The organism is Micromonospora orduensis (genome assembly GCF_006228125.1).
In the GTDB taxonomy this organism is placed as follows: domain Bacteria; phylum Actinomycetota; class Actinomycetes; order Mycobacteriales; family Micromonosporaceae; genus Micromonospora; species Micromonospora orduensis.
Genome location: NZ_VDFY01000151.1, coordinates 34,509 through 49,584 on the forward strand (window position 1 = coordinate 34,509; position 15,076 = coordinate 49,584).

11 protein-coding genes are annotated in these 15,076 nt (G+C 73.6%); 10 read left to right on the top strand and 1 reads right to left on the bottom strand.

Going from position 1 to position 15,076, the window contains the following annotated elements:
- Window positions 1-65: 65 nt before the first annotated feature.
- Window positions 66-4,715, bottom strand: a complete 4,650-nt coding sequence (locus FHG89_RS13905) for an ATP-dependent helicase (protein WP_139584799.1) — start codon at window positions 4,713-4,715, stop codon at window positions 66-68.
- 177 nt (window positions 4,716-4,892) lie between these two features.
- Between FHG89_RS13905 and FHG89_RS13910 the strand changes: the two genes are divergently transcribed.
- The 10 genes from FHG89_RS13910 to FHG89_RS13955 form a co-directional block, all read left to right on the top strand.
- Window positions 4,893-5,279 carry a hypothetical protein gene (locus FHG89_RS13910; RefSeq protein ID WP_139584800.1) on the top strand — a complete coding sequence of 129 codons (387 nt, stop codon included), beginning with the start codon at window positions 4,893-4,895 and terminating at the stop codon, window positions 5,277-5,279.
- Between the two features lie 155 nt (window positions 5,280-5,434).
- Window positions 5,435-8,272: a Na+/H+ antiporter subunit A gene (locus FHG89_RS13915; RefSeq protein WP_139584801.1), complete on the top strand. Its 2,838-nt coding sequence runs from the start codon at window positions 5,435-5,437 to the stop codon at window positions 8,270-8,272.
- Window positions 8,269-8,748: a Na(+)/H(+) antiporter subunit C gene (locus tag FHG89_RS13920; protein WP_139584802.1), complete on the top strand. Its 480-nt coding sequence runs from the start codon at window positions 8,269-8,271 to the stop codon at window positions 8,746-8,748. The genes FHG89_RS13915 and FHG89_RS13920 overlap by 4 nt, the downstream gene beginning before the upstream one ends.
- Entirely contained in the window at window positions 8,748-10,253 is a 1,506-nt protein-coding gene (locus FHG89_RS13925; RefSeq protein ID WP_139584803.1) for a Na+/H+ antiporter subunit D, read from the top strand. The genes FHG89_RS13920 and FHG89_RS13925 overlap by 1 nt, the downstream gene beginning before the upstream one ends.
- Complete coding sequence (locus tag FHG89_RS13930; protein ID WP_139584804.1) at window positions 10,250-10,864, top strand: Na+/H+ antiporter subunit E; 615 nt, start codon at window positions 10,250-10,252, stop codon at window positions 10,862-10,864. The genes FHG89_RS13925 and FHG89_RS13930 overlap by 4 nt, the downstream gene beginning before the upstream one ends.
- On the top strand, window positions 10,861-11,124 hold the full coding sequence (locus FHG89_RS13935) for an MrpF/PhaF family protein (protein WP_139584805.1): 264 nt from the start codon (window positions 10,861-10,863) through the stop codon (window positions 11,122-11,124). Before FHG89_RS13930 ends, FHG89_RS13935 begins: the two co-directional genes overlap by 4 nt.
- Window positions 11,124-11,483, top strand: a complete 360-nt coding sequence (gene mnhG / locus FHG89_RS13940) for a monovalent cation/H(+) antiporter subunit G (RefSeq protein WP_139584812.1) — start codon at window positions 11,124-11,126, stop codon at window positions 11,481-11,483. The genes FHG89_RS13935 and mnhG overlap by 1 nt, the downstream gene beginning before the upstream one ends.
- A gap of 180 nt (window positions 11,484-11,663) precedes the next feature.
- Window positions 11,664-13,019, top strand: a complete 1,356-nt coding sequence (locus FHG89_RS13945; protein ID WP_139584806.1) for a hemolysin family protein — start codon at window positions 11,664-11,666, stop codon at window positions 13,017-13,019.
- A complete protein-coding gene (locus FHG89_RS13950) occupies window positions 13,016-14,080 on the top strand; it encodes a hemolysin family protein (RefSeq protein ID WP_139584807.1) in 1,065 nt (354 codons plus the stop codon). The genes FHG89_RS13945 and FHG89_RS13950 overlap by 4 nt, the downstream gene beginning before the upstream one ends.
- A gap of 118 nt (window positions 14,081-14,198) precedes the next feature.
- A partial coding sequence (locus FHG89_RS13955; RefSeq protein ID WP_139584808.1) for a sporulation protein occupies window positions 14,199-15,076 on the top strand: 878 nt, incomplete at its 3' end.

Genomic DNA, 15,076 nt, shown 5'->3' on the forward strand with positions numbered 1-15,076 from the left:
CTGCTCCACGGCGGTCGGCTGCGTCCGGCGAAGCGAAGAGCGGCCGGCGCGAGAAGGAGTGCGGGTCAGCCCCTCAGGCGCAGGCCGCGCGGGGTGGCCCGGAAGCCGGCGGCGGTCAGCGCGTCACGCAGCGGCGAGGAGTGCACGGCCTCGCCGTCGGCCCGCTCCACCGACATCGCGCCCAACGCCCCCGAGTGCACGGCGTCGGCGAGGGCCTTGCCGGCCGCCGCGAGCGTGTCGGCGTCGTCGGTGAAGGAGAGCAGCGTCCGGCCGCCGCGTTCGACGTAGAGGACCAGGTCGCCGCCGACCTGCACCACGAGCGCGCCCGCCTTACGGCCGGCCCGGTGCCCGGTCGCCGGTGCGGCCCCGTCACCGGAGTCGACCACCCGCTCCGGCCAGGGCAGCGCCGCGCCGTACGGGTTGGCCGGGTCGGTGGCGGCGAGCACCGTCGCCGGCGCGCCCCGGCCCCGGGCGCCGTCGGTCGGTTCGGCGAGGGCGCGCAGCCGGTCCACCGCGCCGGGCACCGCGAACTGCGCCGCCCCGAGCCCCTCGACGAAGTAGCCCCGGCGGGCCGCGCCGCGTTCCTCAAGCGCCGACAGCACCGGGTAGACCGCCGAGAACCCCCCGACCACCTGTTCGGCCATGACCGCGCCACGGGTGACCACCCCGTGCCGCTCCAGCAGCACGTCGGCGAGGGCGGCGGCGCGGCGGGTCGGGTCCATGTCCCGGTCGGGCAGGCGCGACCAGCGCCCGGCGACCGTCGGCGGGCCGCCCCGGGTGGGCAGCGCCACCCGACCGGGCCGCCGGTAGCGGGTGCGCGGCGCGGACGGCCGCGAGCGGTGCGCCCCACCGGCACCGAGCACCGCGCGCAGCGGAGCGAGGGTGTCGTTGGTGAGGTGACCGGCCCAGACCAGGTCCCAGATGACGCCGGTCAGCGCCGCGTCGTCGGTCGAGCCGACCCGGTCGGCCAACGGCCGGAAGAACAGCGCCTGCCCGTCGCCGAGCGCGTCGAGCACCGCGTCGTGCAGCGGGGTACGCGTCAGCGCGTCATCGGGCGGCGGGAGCAGCAGCGGCGCCGCGTCCGCGTACGCCAGGGTGACCCAGCCGTCCCCGCCGGAGATCGCCCCCGACCCGGCCCACAGCACCTCCCCGCTGGCGCACAGCTCGTCGAGCTGGGCGGGGGAGTAGTCGGCGACCCGACCGGGCAGCACCAGCCGCTCCAGCGCGGACGCCGGCACCGCCGCGCCCTGCAACTGCTCCACGGTGGCGGCGAGCGCCTCCACGCCGCGGGCGGACGAACCGACCTGCTGCCAGCGGGGCAGGAACGTGGCGAGGGCCCGGGGCGGCACCGGTTCGATCTCCCGGCGCAGCGCCGCGAGGGAGCGGCGGCGCAGCATCCGCAGCACCTCGGCGTCGCACCACTGGGCGCCGGCCGAATCCGGGGTGAATTCACCGGAGACCACCCGACCGGTGGCGGCGAGGCGGCGCAGCGCCTGCTCGACGACGAACACGCCGAGCCCGAAGTGCGCCGCGCAGCTCGCCGCCGCGAACGGCCCGTGGGTGCGGGCGTAGCGGGCCACCAGGTCGCCCAGCGGGTCGGCCACCGGTGCGAGGTACGCCTCGGCCACCCCGACCGGCAGTGCCACCCCGAGCGCGTCGCGCAGCCGGGCGGCGTCCTCGACGCCCACCCAGCGCTGCTCGCCGGCGATCCGGACCCGCAGCGCCCGGCGGGTGGCCTCCAGCTCGGTCAGCCAGCTCTCGGGCACACCCCGCTCGGTCAGCTCGGCGTCGCTGAGGTCGCCGAGCACCCGCAGCAGCTCGACCACGTCCTCCGCGTCGCGGGGACGGCGCTGCTCGGTCAGCCAGCGCAGCTGCCGGTCGGTCTCGGTGAGCACCGCCGGGTCGAGCAGCTCGCGCAGGTCGACCCGGCCGAGCAGCTCACCCAGGAGCGTGGAGTCCAGGGCGAGCGCGGCGGCGCGGCGCTCGGCGAGCGGGGCGTCGCCCTCGTAGAGGAACGCGCCGACGTAGCCGAAGAGCAGTGACCGCGCGAACGGGGACGGCGCGCTGGTCTCCACCTCGACCAGTCGCACCTTGCGGGTGGCCAGGTCACGCATCAGGCCGGCCAGCGCCGGCTGGTCGAAGACGTCCTGGAGGCACTCCCGGGCGGCCTCCAGGGTGACCGGGAAGTCCGCGTACTCGCGGGCCACGTCGAGCAGCTGCGCGGCGCGTTGGCGCTGCTGCCACAGCGGCTGGCGGCGGCGCGGGTCGCGGCGGGGCAGCAGCAACGACCGGGCGGCGCACTCGCGGAAACGGGCCGCGAAGAGGGCGGAGGTGCCCACCGTCTCCTCCACGAGCTGGGTGATCTCGTCGGGTTCGAAGACCACCACGTCCGCGCCGGGCGGCTCGTCGGCGGTGTCCGGCAGGCGCACCACGATGCCGTCGTCGGAGGGCATCACCTGGGCGTCCATGCCGTACCGCTCGGCGAGCCGGCGGCCCACCGCGAGAGCCCACGGCCCGTTGACCCGCGCGCCGAGGACGCTGTGCACGGCGAGCCGCCAGTCGCCCAGCTCGTCACGGAACCGCTCGACCACGACGGTCCGGTCGTCGGGCAGCGAACGGGTGGCTTCCCGCTGGTCGCGCAGGTACGCCATGAGGTTGCCGGCGGCCCAGTCGTCCAGCCCACCGGCGCGCAGCGCGGCCAGCGCCGCCTCGTCGGTCTGCCGCAGCAGGCCGCGCACCCGGGCACCGATGGCCCGCCCCAGCTCCACCGGACGGCCCAGCTGGTCGCCCTTCCAGAACGGCATCCGCGCGGCCTGCCCGGGGGCCGGCGAGACCAGCACCCGGTCGGGGGTGATCTCCTCGATGCGCCACGACGACGAGCCGAGCAGGAAGACGTCGCCGACCCGCGACTCGTAGACCATCTCCTCGTCCAGCTCGCCGACCCGGGCGGCCCGTTCGGCGCCGGCGAGGAACACCCCGAACAGGCCCCGGTCGGGGATCGTGCCGCCGCTGGTCACGGCGAGCCGCTGCGCGCCGGGGCGGCCGGTGAGCAGGTCGGTGGCCCGGTCCCAGACCAGCCGGGGACGCAGCTCGGCGAACGCGGTGGACGGGTAGCGGCCGGAGAGCATGTCCAGCACGGCGTGCAGCGCCGAGTCGGGCAGCTCGGCGAAGGGCGCGGCCCGGCGGACCAGCACGGCCACGTCGCCGACCCGCCACGGCTCCAACGCCACCATGGCCACGATCTGCTGGGCGAGCACGTCCAGTGGGTTGCGTGGGTAGTGCAGCTCCTCGATCGCGCCGTCGGTCATCCGTTCGGCGACCACCGCGCAGGAGAGCAGGTCGCCGCGGTGCTTGGGGAAGACCACCCCTCGGGAGACCGCGCCCACCTGGTGCCCGGCCCGGCCGACGCGTTGCAGCCCGGCGGCGACGCTCGGCGGCGCCTCGATCTGCACCACCAGGTCGACCGCGCCCATGTCGATGCCCAGCTCCAGGCTGGACGTGGCCACCACGGCCGGAAGCTGGCCGGACTTGAGCGCCTCCTCGATGTGCTTGCGCTCCTCGCGGGACACGCTGCCGTGGTGGGCGCGCGCGATCACCGGCGCCGCGCCGGCCGCCGCGCCGGACTGCGCCATCACCTCGGCGGGCGGTCGGTTGCGCAGCGGACCGGCCGGGCCGCCCCACTGCCGCGCACCCCCGTCCGGGCCGTCCGCCGACGACACCCCGTCCGGTACGCCGGCAGCGTCACCGGCCGACGCGGAGGCCACCTCCTCGGCAGCCAGCTCATTGAGCCGCGCGCAGAGGCGCTCGGCGCTGCGGCGGGAGTTGGTGAACACGATTGTGGAGCGGTGCTGCCCGATCAGTGTGAAGACCCGCTCCTCCACTGCCGGCCAGATCGAGGCGCGGCGTGGCCCGGGACCGCCGAGGTCGTCCTCCGGTGGCTGCTCCTGCTCGTCGAGGCGGGTCATGTCCTCCACCGGCACCTGCACGCTGACCTCGATGGTCTTCGGCGTGGCCGGCTGGACGACGTCGACCGGGCGGGCGCCGCCGAGGAACCGGGCGCAGGCGTCGATCGGTCGGACGGTGGCGGAGAGCCCGATCCGCTGCGCCGGGGCGGGCAGCAGCTCGTCGAGGCGTTCCAGTGAGAGGGCGAGGTGGGCGCCGCGTTTGCTGCCGGCGACCGCGTGCACCTCGTCGACGATCACGGTCTGGACGCCGCGCAGCGAATCCCTGGCCGCGGAGGTGAGCAGCAGGAACAGCGACTCGGGCGTGGTGATGAGGATGTCCGGTGGGGTGCGGGCGAAGGCCCGCCGCTCGTCGGCCGGGGTGTCGCCGGTACGCATGCCGACGGTGATGTCGGGTGGCGTGACGCCGAGCCGGGTCGCCGCCTGCCGGATGCCGGCCAGAGGGGCGCGCAGGTTGCGTTCCACGTCCACGGCGAGGGCCTTGAGCGGACTGACGTAGAGCACCCGGCACCGCTGTCGGGCCTCGGCGGGCGCCGGCTCGCGGGCCAGCTTGTCCAAGGACCAGAGGAACGCCGCGAGCGTCTTGCCGGAGCCGGTGGGGGCCACGACGAGGGCGTTGCGGCCGGCGGCGACGGACCGCCAGGCGCCGGCCTGGGCGGCGGTGGGAGCGGCGAAGGCGGCGTCGAACCAGGCGCGGGTGGCGGGGCCGAACCCGTCGAGCACCTCGCCCGTATCTCCCTCTGCCCCGGTCACCGCTCCATCGTGCCCCGCCGGTACGACAACCACGAACAGGCCAGGGCGGGATGTGTCCGGCTGCATGGAATATGCACGAGATGCGTGCTTAATACGTTAAGTCTCACTTAACTGCTTGCTTGTGACGAGCAACATAAAGTAACTTCACTCGCAACGCGAGCGGGTGGGAGGAATCGGATGGCCGGTGAGCAACGGAATGTCGCACCCGGCACCGATGTGCTGATCCGCAAGGTCGACAGCCACCTCGCCACGCTCCGCGGCGGCCTGCACGGGCCGGAGCTGGAGCTCGCCGAACGCCTCGCCCGCTGCCTGCGGGAGCTGGTCATCTCCACCGCCCAGGCCAGCGCCGCCGACCGGGGGCAGGTCCGTGCCGCCGTCCACTACTTCGTGCTGCGTCGGGAGAGCCGCGGCCGGCTGCTGTCGGTGCGGTCGCTGACCGCCGCCGAGCGGGTGGTCGACAAGGTCCTGCGCCAGCTCGGCCGGCGCGACCTGCTCGCCGAGCTGCACCGCGACCGTCCCGCCCTGGACGACGCGCTGCCCGTCGGCGACGCCCTGCTGCGCTGAGCACGGCCGGTCGCGGGGCAGCTCGCCCCAGAGGCACCGCACGGCGATGAATGGGCGAATTCCGGCAAAACGCTCCGTCGGGCGCGCAACTGGCGTCTGATCGCTGCTAGGCGCCACCGCTGTACCGGCGCCGGCCACCTCGACCGGGAGCACGGGTGCTGGTACTGCTCATCCTCCACCTTGTGGCGGCCCTCACGGCGCCGCGGCTCGTCCGGTGGTGGGGTGCCCGCGCGTGCTACCCGCTGGCGCTGGCGCCCGCCGCCGCGTTCTGCTGGGCGGTGGCCCGTACGCCGGCCGTGGACCACGGCGGGGCGGTGGTCGAGACGTACCCGTGGATCGGGCAGCTGGGCCTCGACATCGCGCTGCGGGTCACCACGCTGTCCTGGCTGATGACCCTGCTGATCGGCGGTGTAGGCGCGCTGGTGCTGGTCTACAGCGCCCGCTACTTCGACTCCGGATCGGCCGGGCTGGCGCAGTTCGCCGCCGTCCTGGTCGCGTTCGCCGGCGCGATGCTCCTGCTGGTCTTCGCCGACGACCTGCTGCTGCTCTACGTCGGCTGGGAGCTGACCACGATCTTCTCGTACCTGTTGATCGGGCACAGCACCGAGCGGCGGTCCAGCCGGTGGGCGGCGGCGCAGGCGCTGACCGTCACCACCCTCGGTGGGCTGGCCATGCTCGTCGGGTTCATCCTGCTGGGTGAGCACGCCGGCACGTACCTCTGGTCGGAGATCGCCACCCGGCCGCTGCCCGGCGGCGGTCACCTGATCACGGCGGTGCTGCTGATCCTGGCCGGAGCGCTGTCCAAGTCGGCGGTGCTGCCGTTCAACTCCTGGCTGCCGGTGGCGATGGCGGCACCCACGCCGGTGAGCGCGTACCTGCACGCCGCCGCCATGGTCAAGGCCGGCGTCTACCTGCTCGGGCTGCTCGCGCCGGCGCTCGCCACGGTCGGCCCGTGGCGGCCCGTCGTGCAGGTGGCCGGCCTGGCCACCATGCTGCTCGGCGGCTGGGCGGCGCTGCGGCAGACCGACCTGAAGCTGCTGCTGGCATACGGCACGGTCAGTCAGCTCGGTCTGCTGGTCGCCGTGACCGGCTCCGGAACCCCGGACGCCGCCCTGGCCGGCGTCGCGATGCTGCTGGCGCACGCGCTGTTCAAGGCGGCGCTGTTCCTGGTCGTCGGGATCATCGATCACGGCGCGGGCACCCGTGACCTGCGCGAGCTGTCCGGGCTGCGGCACTGGTCCCGGCCGCTGTTCGTGGTCGCCGTCCTGGCCGCCGCGTCGATGGCCGGTGTGCCGCCGCTTGTCGGCTTCGTGGCCAAGGAGGCGGTGTTCGCGGCGTTCCTCCACCAGCCGCTGCTCCTGGCCGGCTTCGTCGCCGGGACGGTGCTCACCGTGGCGTACAGCGTCCGCTTCCTGTGGGGCGCGTTCAGCGACCGGTCGGGCGTGGAACCGATCCCGCCGGCCCGCAGGATCGCCGGCCCGATGCTGGCCCCGCCGGCCGTGCTGGCCGGCGTCGGGCTGCTCGCCGGCCCGGCCGCCGGCTGGCTGGACGGTCTGCTGCGCCCGTACGCCGACCTGCTCGGCGGGGTCGACGCGCACCTGGCGCTCTGGCCCGGACCGACCCCGGCGCTCGGCCTGTCCGTGCTGGCCCTTCTCGGCGGCGGTCTGCTCTTCGCGGCGCGCGGGCCGCTCGCCCCGGTGCTGGCCCGGCTCCGCTCGCCGACGAGCGGCAACCAGGGGTACGAGTGGGTGGTGGGCCGGTTCGACCGGCTGGCCATCGAGGTGACCGGGGCGACGCAACGCGGCTCCCTGCCGCAGTACCTGGGCATCATCCTGGTGACCCTGGTGCTGCTGCCCGGCGGCGCGATGATCGCCGCCAGCCCGTGGCGGGCGCGGATCCCGCTCTGGGACAGCCCGCTGCAACCGGTGGTCGTCGTGGTGATCGCGGTGGCGGCCGTGCTCGCGGTCGGTGCCCGCCGTCGGCTCACCGCGATGCTGCTGGTGGGGATGACCGGCTACGGCACCGCCATGTTGTTCGTCCTGCACGGCGCGCCCGACCTGGCGCTCACCCAGTTCCTGGTGGAGACCGCGACGATCGCCGTCTTCGTGCTGGTGCTGCGCCGCCTGCCGGAGCGGTTCTCGGCCCGGCCACTGCGCCGTAGCCGGTGGACCCGCCGGGCCATCGGGGTGGCGGCGGGCGTCGTCGCGGCCGGGCTGGCCCTCATGGCGGCCAGTTCCCGCCGCGCGCCGGACATCTCCGCCGCCTTCCCGGATCTGGCGGTGGCGCACGGGTACGGCCGCAACGTGGTCAACGTGACCCTGGTCGACATCCGGGCCTGGGACACCATGGGCGAGATCGCGGTGCTTGTGGTGGCCGCGACAGGGGTCGCCAGCCTGATCTTCGAGCGGTCCCGCACCGGGCCGCGACCGCGACGGCCGGAGTCGGACCGGCGGGTCAACAGGCCGGGCCGGCCGGTGTGGCTGCGCGGCGGGCCGACCCTCTACGAGGAACGCCGTTCGATAGTGCTGGAGGTGGTCATCCGGCTGATCTTCCACACCGTTGTGCTGTTCTCGCTGTTCCTGCTCTTCTCCGGGCACAACGCGCCGGGCGGCGGTTTCTCCGGTGGCCTGGTGGCCGGTCTCGCGCTGGTGGTCCGCTACCTCGCCGGTGGCCGGTACGAGCTGACCGAGGCGGCCCCGGTCGGCGCCGGCCTGGTCCTCGGCGCGGGGCTGGCCGTCTCGGTGGGTTCCGGCGTGGTGGCCCTGCTCATCGGTGGGCAGGTGCTGGAGAGCGCCGAGATCAACCAGTCGTTGCCGCTGATCGGCGAGGCGCACCTGGTCACGTCGCTGTTCTTCGACATCGGCGTGTACCTGGTCGTGATCGGGCTGGTGCTGGACATCCTGCGCAGTCTCGGCGCCGAGGTGGACCGGCACATCGAGGCGACCGGGACCGCCGCGGGCGGGCTGGCCGTCGACAAGGGGGAGCGCTCATGACCGCCGAGGGCGCTGGACCCACGCTGATGCTGGTGCTCGTGGTCGCGGTGCTTGTCGGCTGCGGGGTGATCCTGCTGTTGGAACGCAGTCTGACCCGGATCCTGCTCGGTGTGATCCTGCTCGGCAACGGGGTCAACCTGCTGATCCTGCTGGGCGGACGCGCCGGTGGGGCGCCGATCGTCGGCACCGGCCCGGTGGACGAGATGAGCAATCCGTTGCCGCAGGCCATGGTGCTGACCGCCATCGTGATCACGTTCGGGTTGACCGCGTTCCTGCTCGCCGTCGCGTACCGGAGCTGGTTTCTCACCGGTGACGACGAGGTGCCCGACGACCTGGAGGACCGGCAGATCATCCGCCGGGCCGAACGCAACGAGGTGGGCGCCGCCGACCTCGGCGGAGAGGGCCCGGACGACGACCCGGAGCAGGTGGATCCCGAACCCGCCCGCCGCCGGCTGCGGCGCGGGGAAGAGGCGTGATGGGAACGCTCCTGCCGCTACCGGTGGTGGTGCCGTTGCTCGGCGCGGCGCTGACCCTGCTGCTGGCCACCCAACCCCGGATCCAGCGCGCGGTAAGCGTGCTCTGTCTGGCCGGCACCTTCACCGTCGCGGTGGTGCTGCTCGTGCAGGCGTACCGCTACGGGCCGGTGGTGATGGTGATCGGTGGCTGGCCTGCCCCGGTGGGCATCGTGCTGGTCGCCGACCAGCTCGCGGCGTTGATGCTTGTGGTCTCCTCGGCGGTGACCCTCTGCGTGCTGCTGTACTCGGTCGGCCAGGGCCGCAGCGAGACCGGCGAGACCACGCCGGTGGTCATCTTCCACCCGACGTACCTGGTGCTCACCGCCGGTGTCACCACCGCGTTCCTCGCCGGGGACCTGTTCAACCTGTTCGTCGGCTTCGAGATCCTGCTGGTCGCCAGCTTCGTGCTGATCACGCTGGGCGGTACGGAGACACGGATCCGGACCGGGTCGACGTACGTGGTCGTCAGCGTCCTCTCCTCGATGATCTTCCTGACCGCCGTGGGGCTGGTGTACTTGGCCACCGGCACGCTCAACCTGGCGCAGCTCTCCCAGCGCCTGGACGCGCTGCCCGACCGCGTGCGGTTGGCCCTGCAACTGATGCTGCTGCTCGCCTTCGCGATCAAGGCGGCGGTCTTTCCGTTGTCGGCCTGGCTGCCGGACAGCTACCCGACCGCTCCGGCCCCGGTCACCGCCGTGTTCGCCGGGCTGCTCACCAAGGTCGGTGTCTACGCGATCATCCGTACCGAGACGCTGCTCTTCCCGGACGGGCAGGTCGACGATCTGCTGATGGTCGTCGCCGGGTTGACCATGCTGGTCGGCATCCTCGGCGCGGTGGCCCAGTCGGATCTGAAGCGGCTCTTCTCGTTCACCCTGGTCAGCCACATCGGCTACATGATCTTCGGGGTGGCGTTGAGCACCGCCGCCGGGCTCTCCGGCGCGATCTTCTACGTGGTGCACCACATCACCATCCAGACCACGTTGTTCCTGGTCGCCGGGCTGGTCGAGGAGCGAGCCGGCAGCACCGACCTGCGCCGCATCGGTGGGCTGGCCCGGGTCGCGCCGCTGCTCGGCGTGCTGTTCTTCGTGCCGGCGATGAACCTCGCGGGAGTGCCCCCGTTCTCCGGTTTCCTCGGCAAGCTCGGGCTGCTCCAGGCCGGGGTGGCGGCCGGCGGGGCGCTGCCCTTCGCGCTGGTCGGGGCCGGCACGCTGACCAGCCTGCTCACCCTCTACGTCGCCTCCCGGGTGTGGAACATCGCCTTCTGGCGGGCACCCCGGATCGCCACCGGGGACCCGGTCGTCCAACTGCCGAGACTGATGATCGGGGCCACCGTCGCCCTTGTCGCGTTCGGTCTGGTGCTGACCGTGCTGGCCGGTCCGCTGTTCGACGTCACCACCGACGCCGCCACCGACCTGCTGTCGCGCACACCGTACGTGCGGGCGGTCCTGCCGGACGGTGTGCCGTGACCGGGCCGCGCGACGGCGGACGGGAGGCTGTCGGCGAGCAGTCCGCGTCCCGGCGTGGCCGGTTCGGGCGGTGGCGGGACCAGGCGATAGCGCTCGGCTGGCTGGCGCTGGTCTGGAACCTGCTCTGGGGCCAGATCAGCTGGGCGAACCTGGCCAGTGGCCTGCTGGTGGGCAGCGCGGTGCTGGTGTTCTTCCCGCTGCCGGCGGTCACCTTCGGCGGCCGGCTGCGGCCCTGGGCGCTGCTGGTGTTCGCTTCCCGGTTCGCCGCCGAGCTGGTCAGCGCGAGCCTGCACGTCGCCCGGATCGCCGTGCAGCCCGGCTGCCGGCCGCGCGGCGCGATCATCGGGGTCGAGTTGCGGGTGCGTACGGACCTGAACATGGCGCTCACCGCGGAGGCGGTCACGCTGGTGCCCGGCACGCTGGTCCTCGAGATGGACCGCGAGTCCGCGACGCTCTACCTGCACGTGTTGGACACCCACGGGCCGGCGGAGCTGGTCGCGGCCCGGGAGCGCACGCTCGCCCTCGAGCGGCGGATCGTCCGGGCGGTCGGCTCCGCCGCCGAACTGCGCCGTATCGACAACCCACCCGTCGAGAAGGGAACCTCCCCGTGATCACAGTCCTGGCCGTCGTCCTCACCGCGCTGCTGTCGGTGACCGCGCTGCTGGCGCTGGCCCGGCTCTATCGGGGTCCGTCGCTGCTGGACCGGGTGATCGCCGCGGACATGCTGCTCGCCACCATGATCGCCGGGGTGGGCGCGGAGGCGGCGGTCAACCGGCACGCCACCACGCTGCCGGTGCTCGTGGTGCTCTCCCTGCTGGGGTTCGTCGGCTCGGTGTCGCTGGCCCGCTTCGCCGTACGGGAGCCGGCGTGATCGCGACGGTCGCGGACTGGCTCGGCGCCGCCTGCCTGGTCGCCGGCGCGATGCTCGGGCTGGCCGCCGCGATCGGTGTGCTGCGCTTCCCGGACTCCCTGTCCCGGATGCACGCCGCCACGAAGCCGCAGGTGCTCGGCGTGCTCCTGCTGCTGCTCGGCATCGCGCTGCGGCTGCGGTCGATGGCGGACCTCGGCATGATCGTCCTGGTGGCCGTCTTCCAGCTGGCCACCGCCCCGGTCGCGGCACAGATGATCGGCCGGGCCGCGTACCGGTCCGGTCGGCTGGACCGGGACCTGCTCGACGCCGACGAACTGGCCGACCGCGGATCGGGCGGCGGTTCGGCGGGGTCGGGCTGAGGCCGGCGCGGCGGGTGAACCGGACGATCGGATGCCTTCGGCCCACCCTCAGCGGAGTCCCAGCCAGGGCCGATAAAATGACAGCATGATCGACTCTTCTGCCCAGGAGGGCAGCAGTAGCCAGCCGGGTCGTGCCCGGCATATCCCCGTACCGACGACCCCGGGAGCCCTGAGCGACCCGTGTTGATCGTCGTTGGTCTCCTTCTGATCATCATTCTCACTGCCGCCACCGGCTACTTCGTGGCGCAGGAGTTCGGCTACGTCGCCGTCGACCGGGGCAAGCTGCGCCAGCTCGCCGACGACGGCGACCAGGCAGCCGCCCGCGCGCTGACCGTCACCAGCCGGCTCTCCTTCATGCTCTCCGGAGCGCAGCTCGGCATCACCGTCACCGCCCTGCTTGTCGGTTACGTCGCCGAGCCGTACCTGGGCGGTGGTCTCGCCGAGCTGCTCGGCGTGGCCGGCGTCAGCGAGTCGGTAAGCCTGCCGCTGTCGGTGGCGCTGGCCCTGATCATCGCCACCGTGGTCCAGATGGTCCTCGGTGAGCTGGCCCCGAAGAACCTGGCCATCGCGCGGGCCGAGCCGCTGGCCCGGGCGCTGAGCCGGTCCACCCTGATCTACCTGGCCGTCGCCGGGCCGTTGATCCGGCTCTTCGACCGGGCATCGGTACGGCTGCTGCGCCGCGTCGGCATCGAGCCGATCGAGGAGCTGCCCAGCGGCGCCACACCCGCCGACCTGGAGCAGATCATCGCCGAGTCCCGCGAGGAGGGCAGCCTCGACGCCGAGATGTCCACGCTGCTCGACCGGGGACTCGACTTCCGCGAACTCACCGCCGGTGAGGCCATGGTGCCCCGGGTCGACGTGCACACCGTACGGGCCCACGAACCGGTGAGCCGGGTGGTCGAGTTGCTCGACACCGGCCACTCCCGCTTCCCGGTACGCGGCGCTGAGGGCGTCGACGACCTGATCGGCATCGTCGGCATCGCCGACGTGCTCGGCGTACCCCCGGGGGAGCGGGCGACCACCCCGGTGAGTGCGGTGGCGGGGCCACCGTTGCTGGTGCCGGAGACGTTGCCGCTGCCCACTGTGCTGGACCGGCTGCGGTCCGGGCACCGGCAGATGGCGTGCGTGGTCGACGAGTACGGCGGCTTCGCCGGCGTGATCACGCTTGAGGACATCGCCGAGGAACTCGTCGGCCCGATCCGGGACGAGGACGACCCGCCGGAGCGGGCACCGGCCCGGCAGGACGACGGGTCCTGGGTGGTGCCGGCCCGCTGGCGGATCGACGAGGTCGCCGACAGCACCGGCATCGCCCTGCCCGAGGCCCCCGAGTACGACACCCTGTCCGGGTTGGTGATGCGGGAGCTGGGCCGGGTGCCGGAGGTCGGCGACCGGCTGGAGATCAGCCTGCAACCCGAGGGAGCGGACGGCGAGGAGAACGAGGCGGAGCCCCGGGCGCTGGTCGAGGTGCTGGCCGTGGACCGGCACGTGGCCGACTCGGTGCGGTTGCAGCTGACCAGACCCGAGGTGACCGCATGAGCCCCGGGATCGCACTGTTCAGTTCGGTGATCCTGCTGGCGCTGAACGGGTTCTTCGTGGCCGCCGAGTTCGCCCTGGTGGCCAGCAAGCGCTACCGCCTGGAGCAGGCGGCCGCGAACGGCGGTCGGGCGGCGCGGGCGGCGCTGGACGGCGTCCGCGAGCTGTCGCTGATGCTGGCCGGCGCGCAGCTCGGGATCACCCTGTGCACCCTGGGCCTCGGCGCCCTCGCCGAGCCGGCGATCGAGCACCTGCTCAGCCCGCTGCTGCACGCGGTGGGTCTGCCGGACGCGGCCAGTCACCTGATCGCCCTGATCTTCGCGCTCGGCGTGGTGACCTTCCTGCACCTGGTGGTGGGGGAGATGGCGCCGAAGTCGTGGGCGATCACCGACGCCGAACGCTCGGCGACGCTGCTCGCGCTGCCGTTCCGCGCCTTCGCCCGGGTCTCCCGGCCGGTGCTCTCCGCGCTCAACGCCCTGGCCAACGCGATCCTGCGGCTGTTCGGGGTCAACCAGCAGGACCAGCTCGCCCAGGTGCACGGTCCGGACGAGCTGCGGATCCTGCTGGAGCAGTCCCGTGAGCACGGCCTGCTCGGCGCCGAGCAGCACCAGTTGCTGACCAGCATGCTGGAGTTGCAGGGCACGTCGGTGGCCCAGGTGATGGAACCGTTCGCCACCATGGTCACCGTCCGCCGCGACGACCCGGCTCAGCGCATCGAGGAGGTCAGCCGCGACAGCGGCCGGTCCCGCCTGGCGGTGCTGGACGAGGCGGGCGACGTGTGCGGCCTGGTGCACGTGCGGGAGGCGGTACGGGTGGTCACCACCGGTCGCGCCGCCACCGCCGGGGAGTTGATGACGCACGCGTTCACCCTGCCGGCGACGTCGTCGGTGACCGAGGCGGTGGCGGCGATGCGGGCCCGGCAGTCGCAGCTCGCGTTGGTGCGCAACGGCGGCGGCCCGGCCCGGCCGATCGGGTTCGTCGCGCTGGAGGACCTGCTGGAGGAGGTCATCGGCGAGTTCGACGACGAGACCGACACGGTCCCGCGCGGGCGCAGATTGCGATGACGGCGCGGCCCGGCCGTGCTGTGCGGCACGGCCGGGCCGGCCGGCTTGAGGTGACCTCCACCGGGTAGGCACGGCTGGTGCGGGACCGCCGGGGCCTCGCCCCGGAGGGAGGCGCGCGGTGCGGCTGACCGGGGTGTCGCGGGAGTCCGGTTGGACCGGGCTGTCCGTGCAGACCACGCTTCCCAACCCGAGCACCCGTCCGGGCCTGCGCCTGCCGGGGCGGGTGACAGTGGCCGCCGGCCCCGAGGACGTGCTCGTCCGCCACATCCGGCTCGGCCTGGTCACCACCGTCGAGCCGGACGATCCGGCGGCGCCGCGGCGGCTGATGCAGTTCCACCAGGTGCCCATCGCCGGCCGGTTCGTCGTACCGGCGGGTCGCCGGCGGGCGGTCGACTTCGCCATGCCGCTGCCGTGGGAGATCCCGGTGACCATGTTCGGCGGGGTGCCGCTGCTGAGTCTGCGGATGGGCCTGCGGACCGAGGTGTCCGTCGACCCGGATCTGGACCAGGGGGCCATGGTGCCGGTCTTCGTGCATCCGGTGCCCACGCAGCAGCACATCCTGGCGGCGTTGGACACGCTGGGCTTCGCGATCCGTCAGGCGGGGTTGCAGGAGGGCGGGCTGCCGGGTGTGGAGCACACCCTGCCGCTGCACCAGCGGTGGGGCTACTGGGTGGGGCCGCTCTACGCGGGGCCGATCACCGAACTTGAGCTGATCTTCGTGACGAACTCGGCGGGCCTTGAGGTGATCATCTGGCTGGACCGGCGGTTGGCGCTGGCCGGGATCACCCACCAGAGCATCAGCCGGTTCCGGATCTGGCACGCGGGCGCCGGGCAGCGGGACTGGGCCGCAACCGTGGACGGCTGGCTGCGCCAGGCGATCAACCGGCACGCCGCAGCCGCCGCGCACGCCGACTGGTCCGCGCAGATCACCGAATCCGCCCATGTCAGCCGCCACCCGGACGAGCCGATCAAACCCGGCTACGGCCTGGGCGGCAC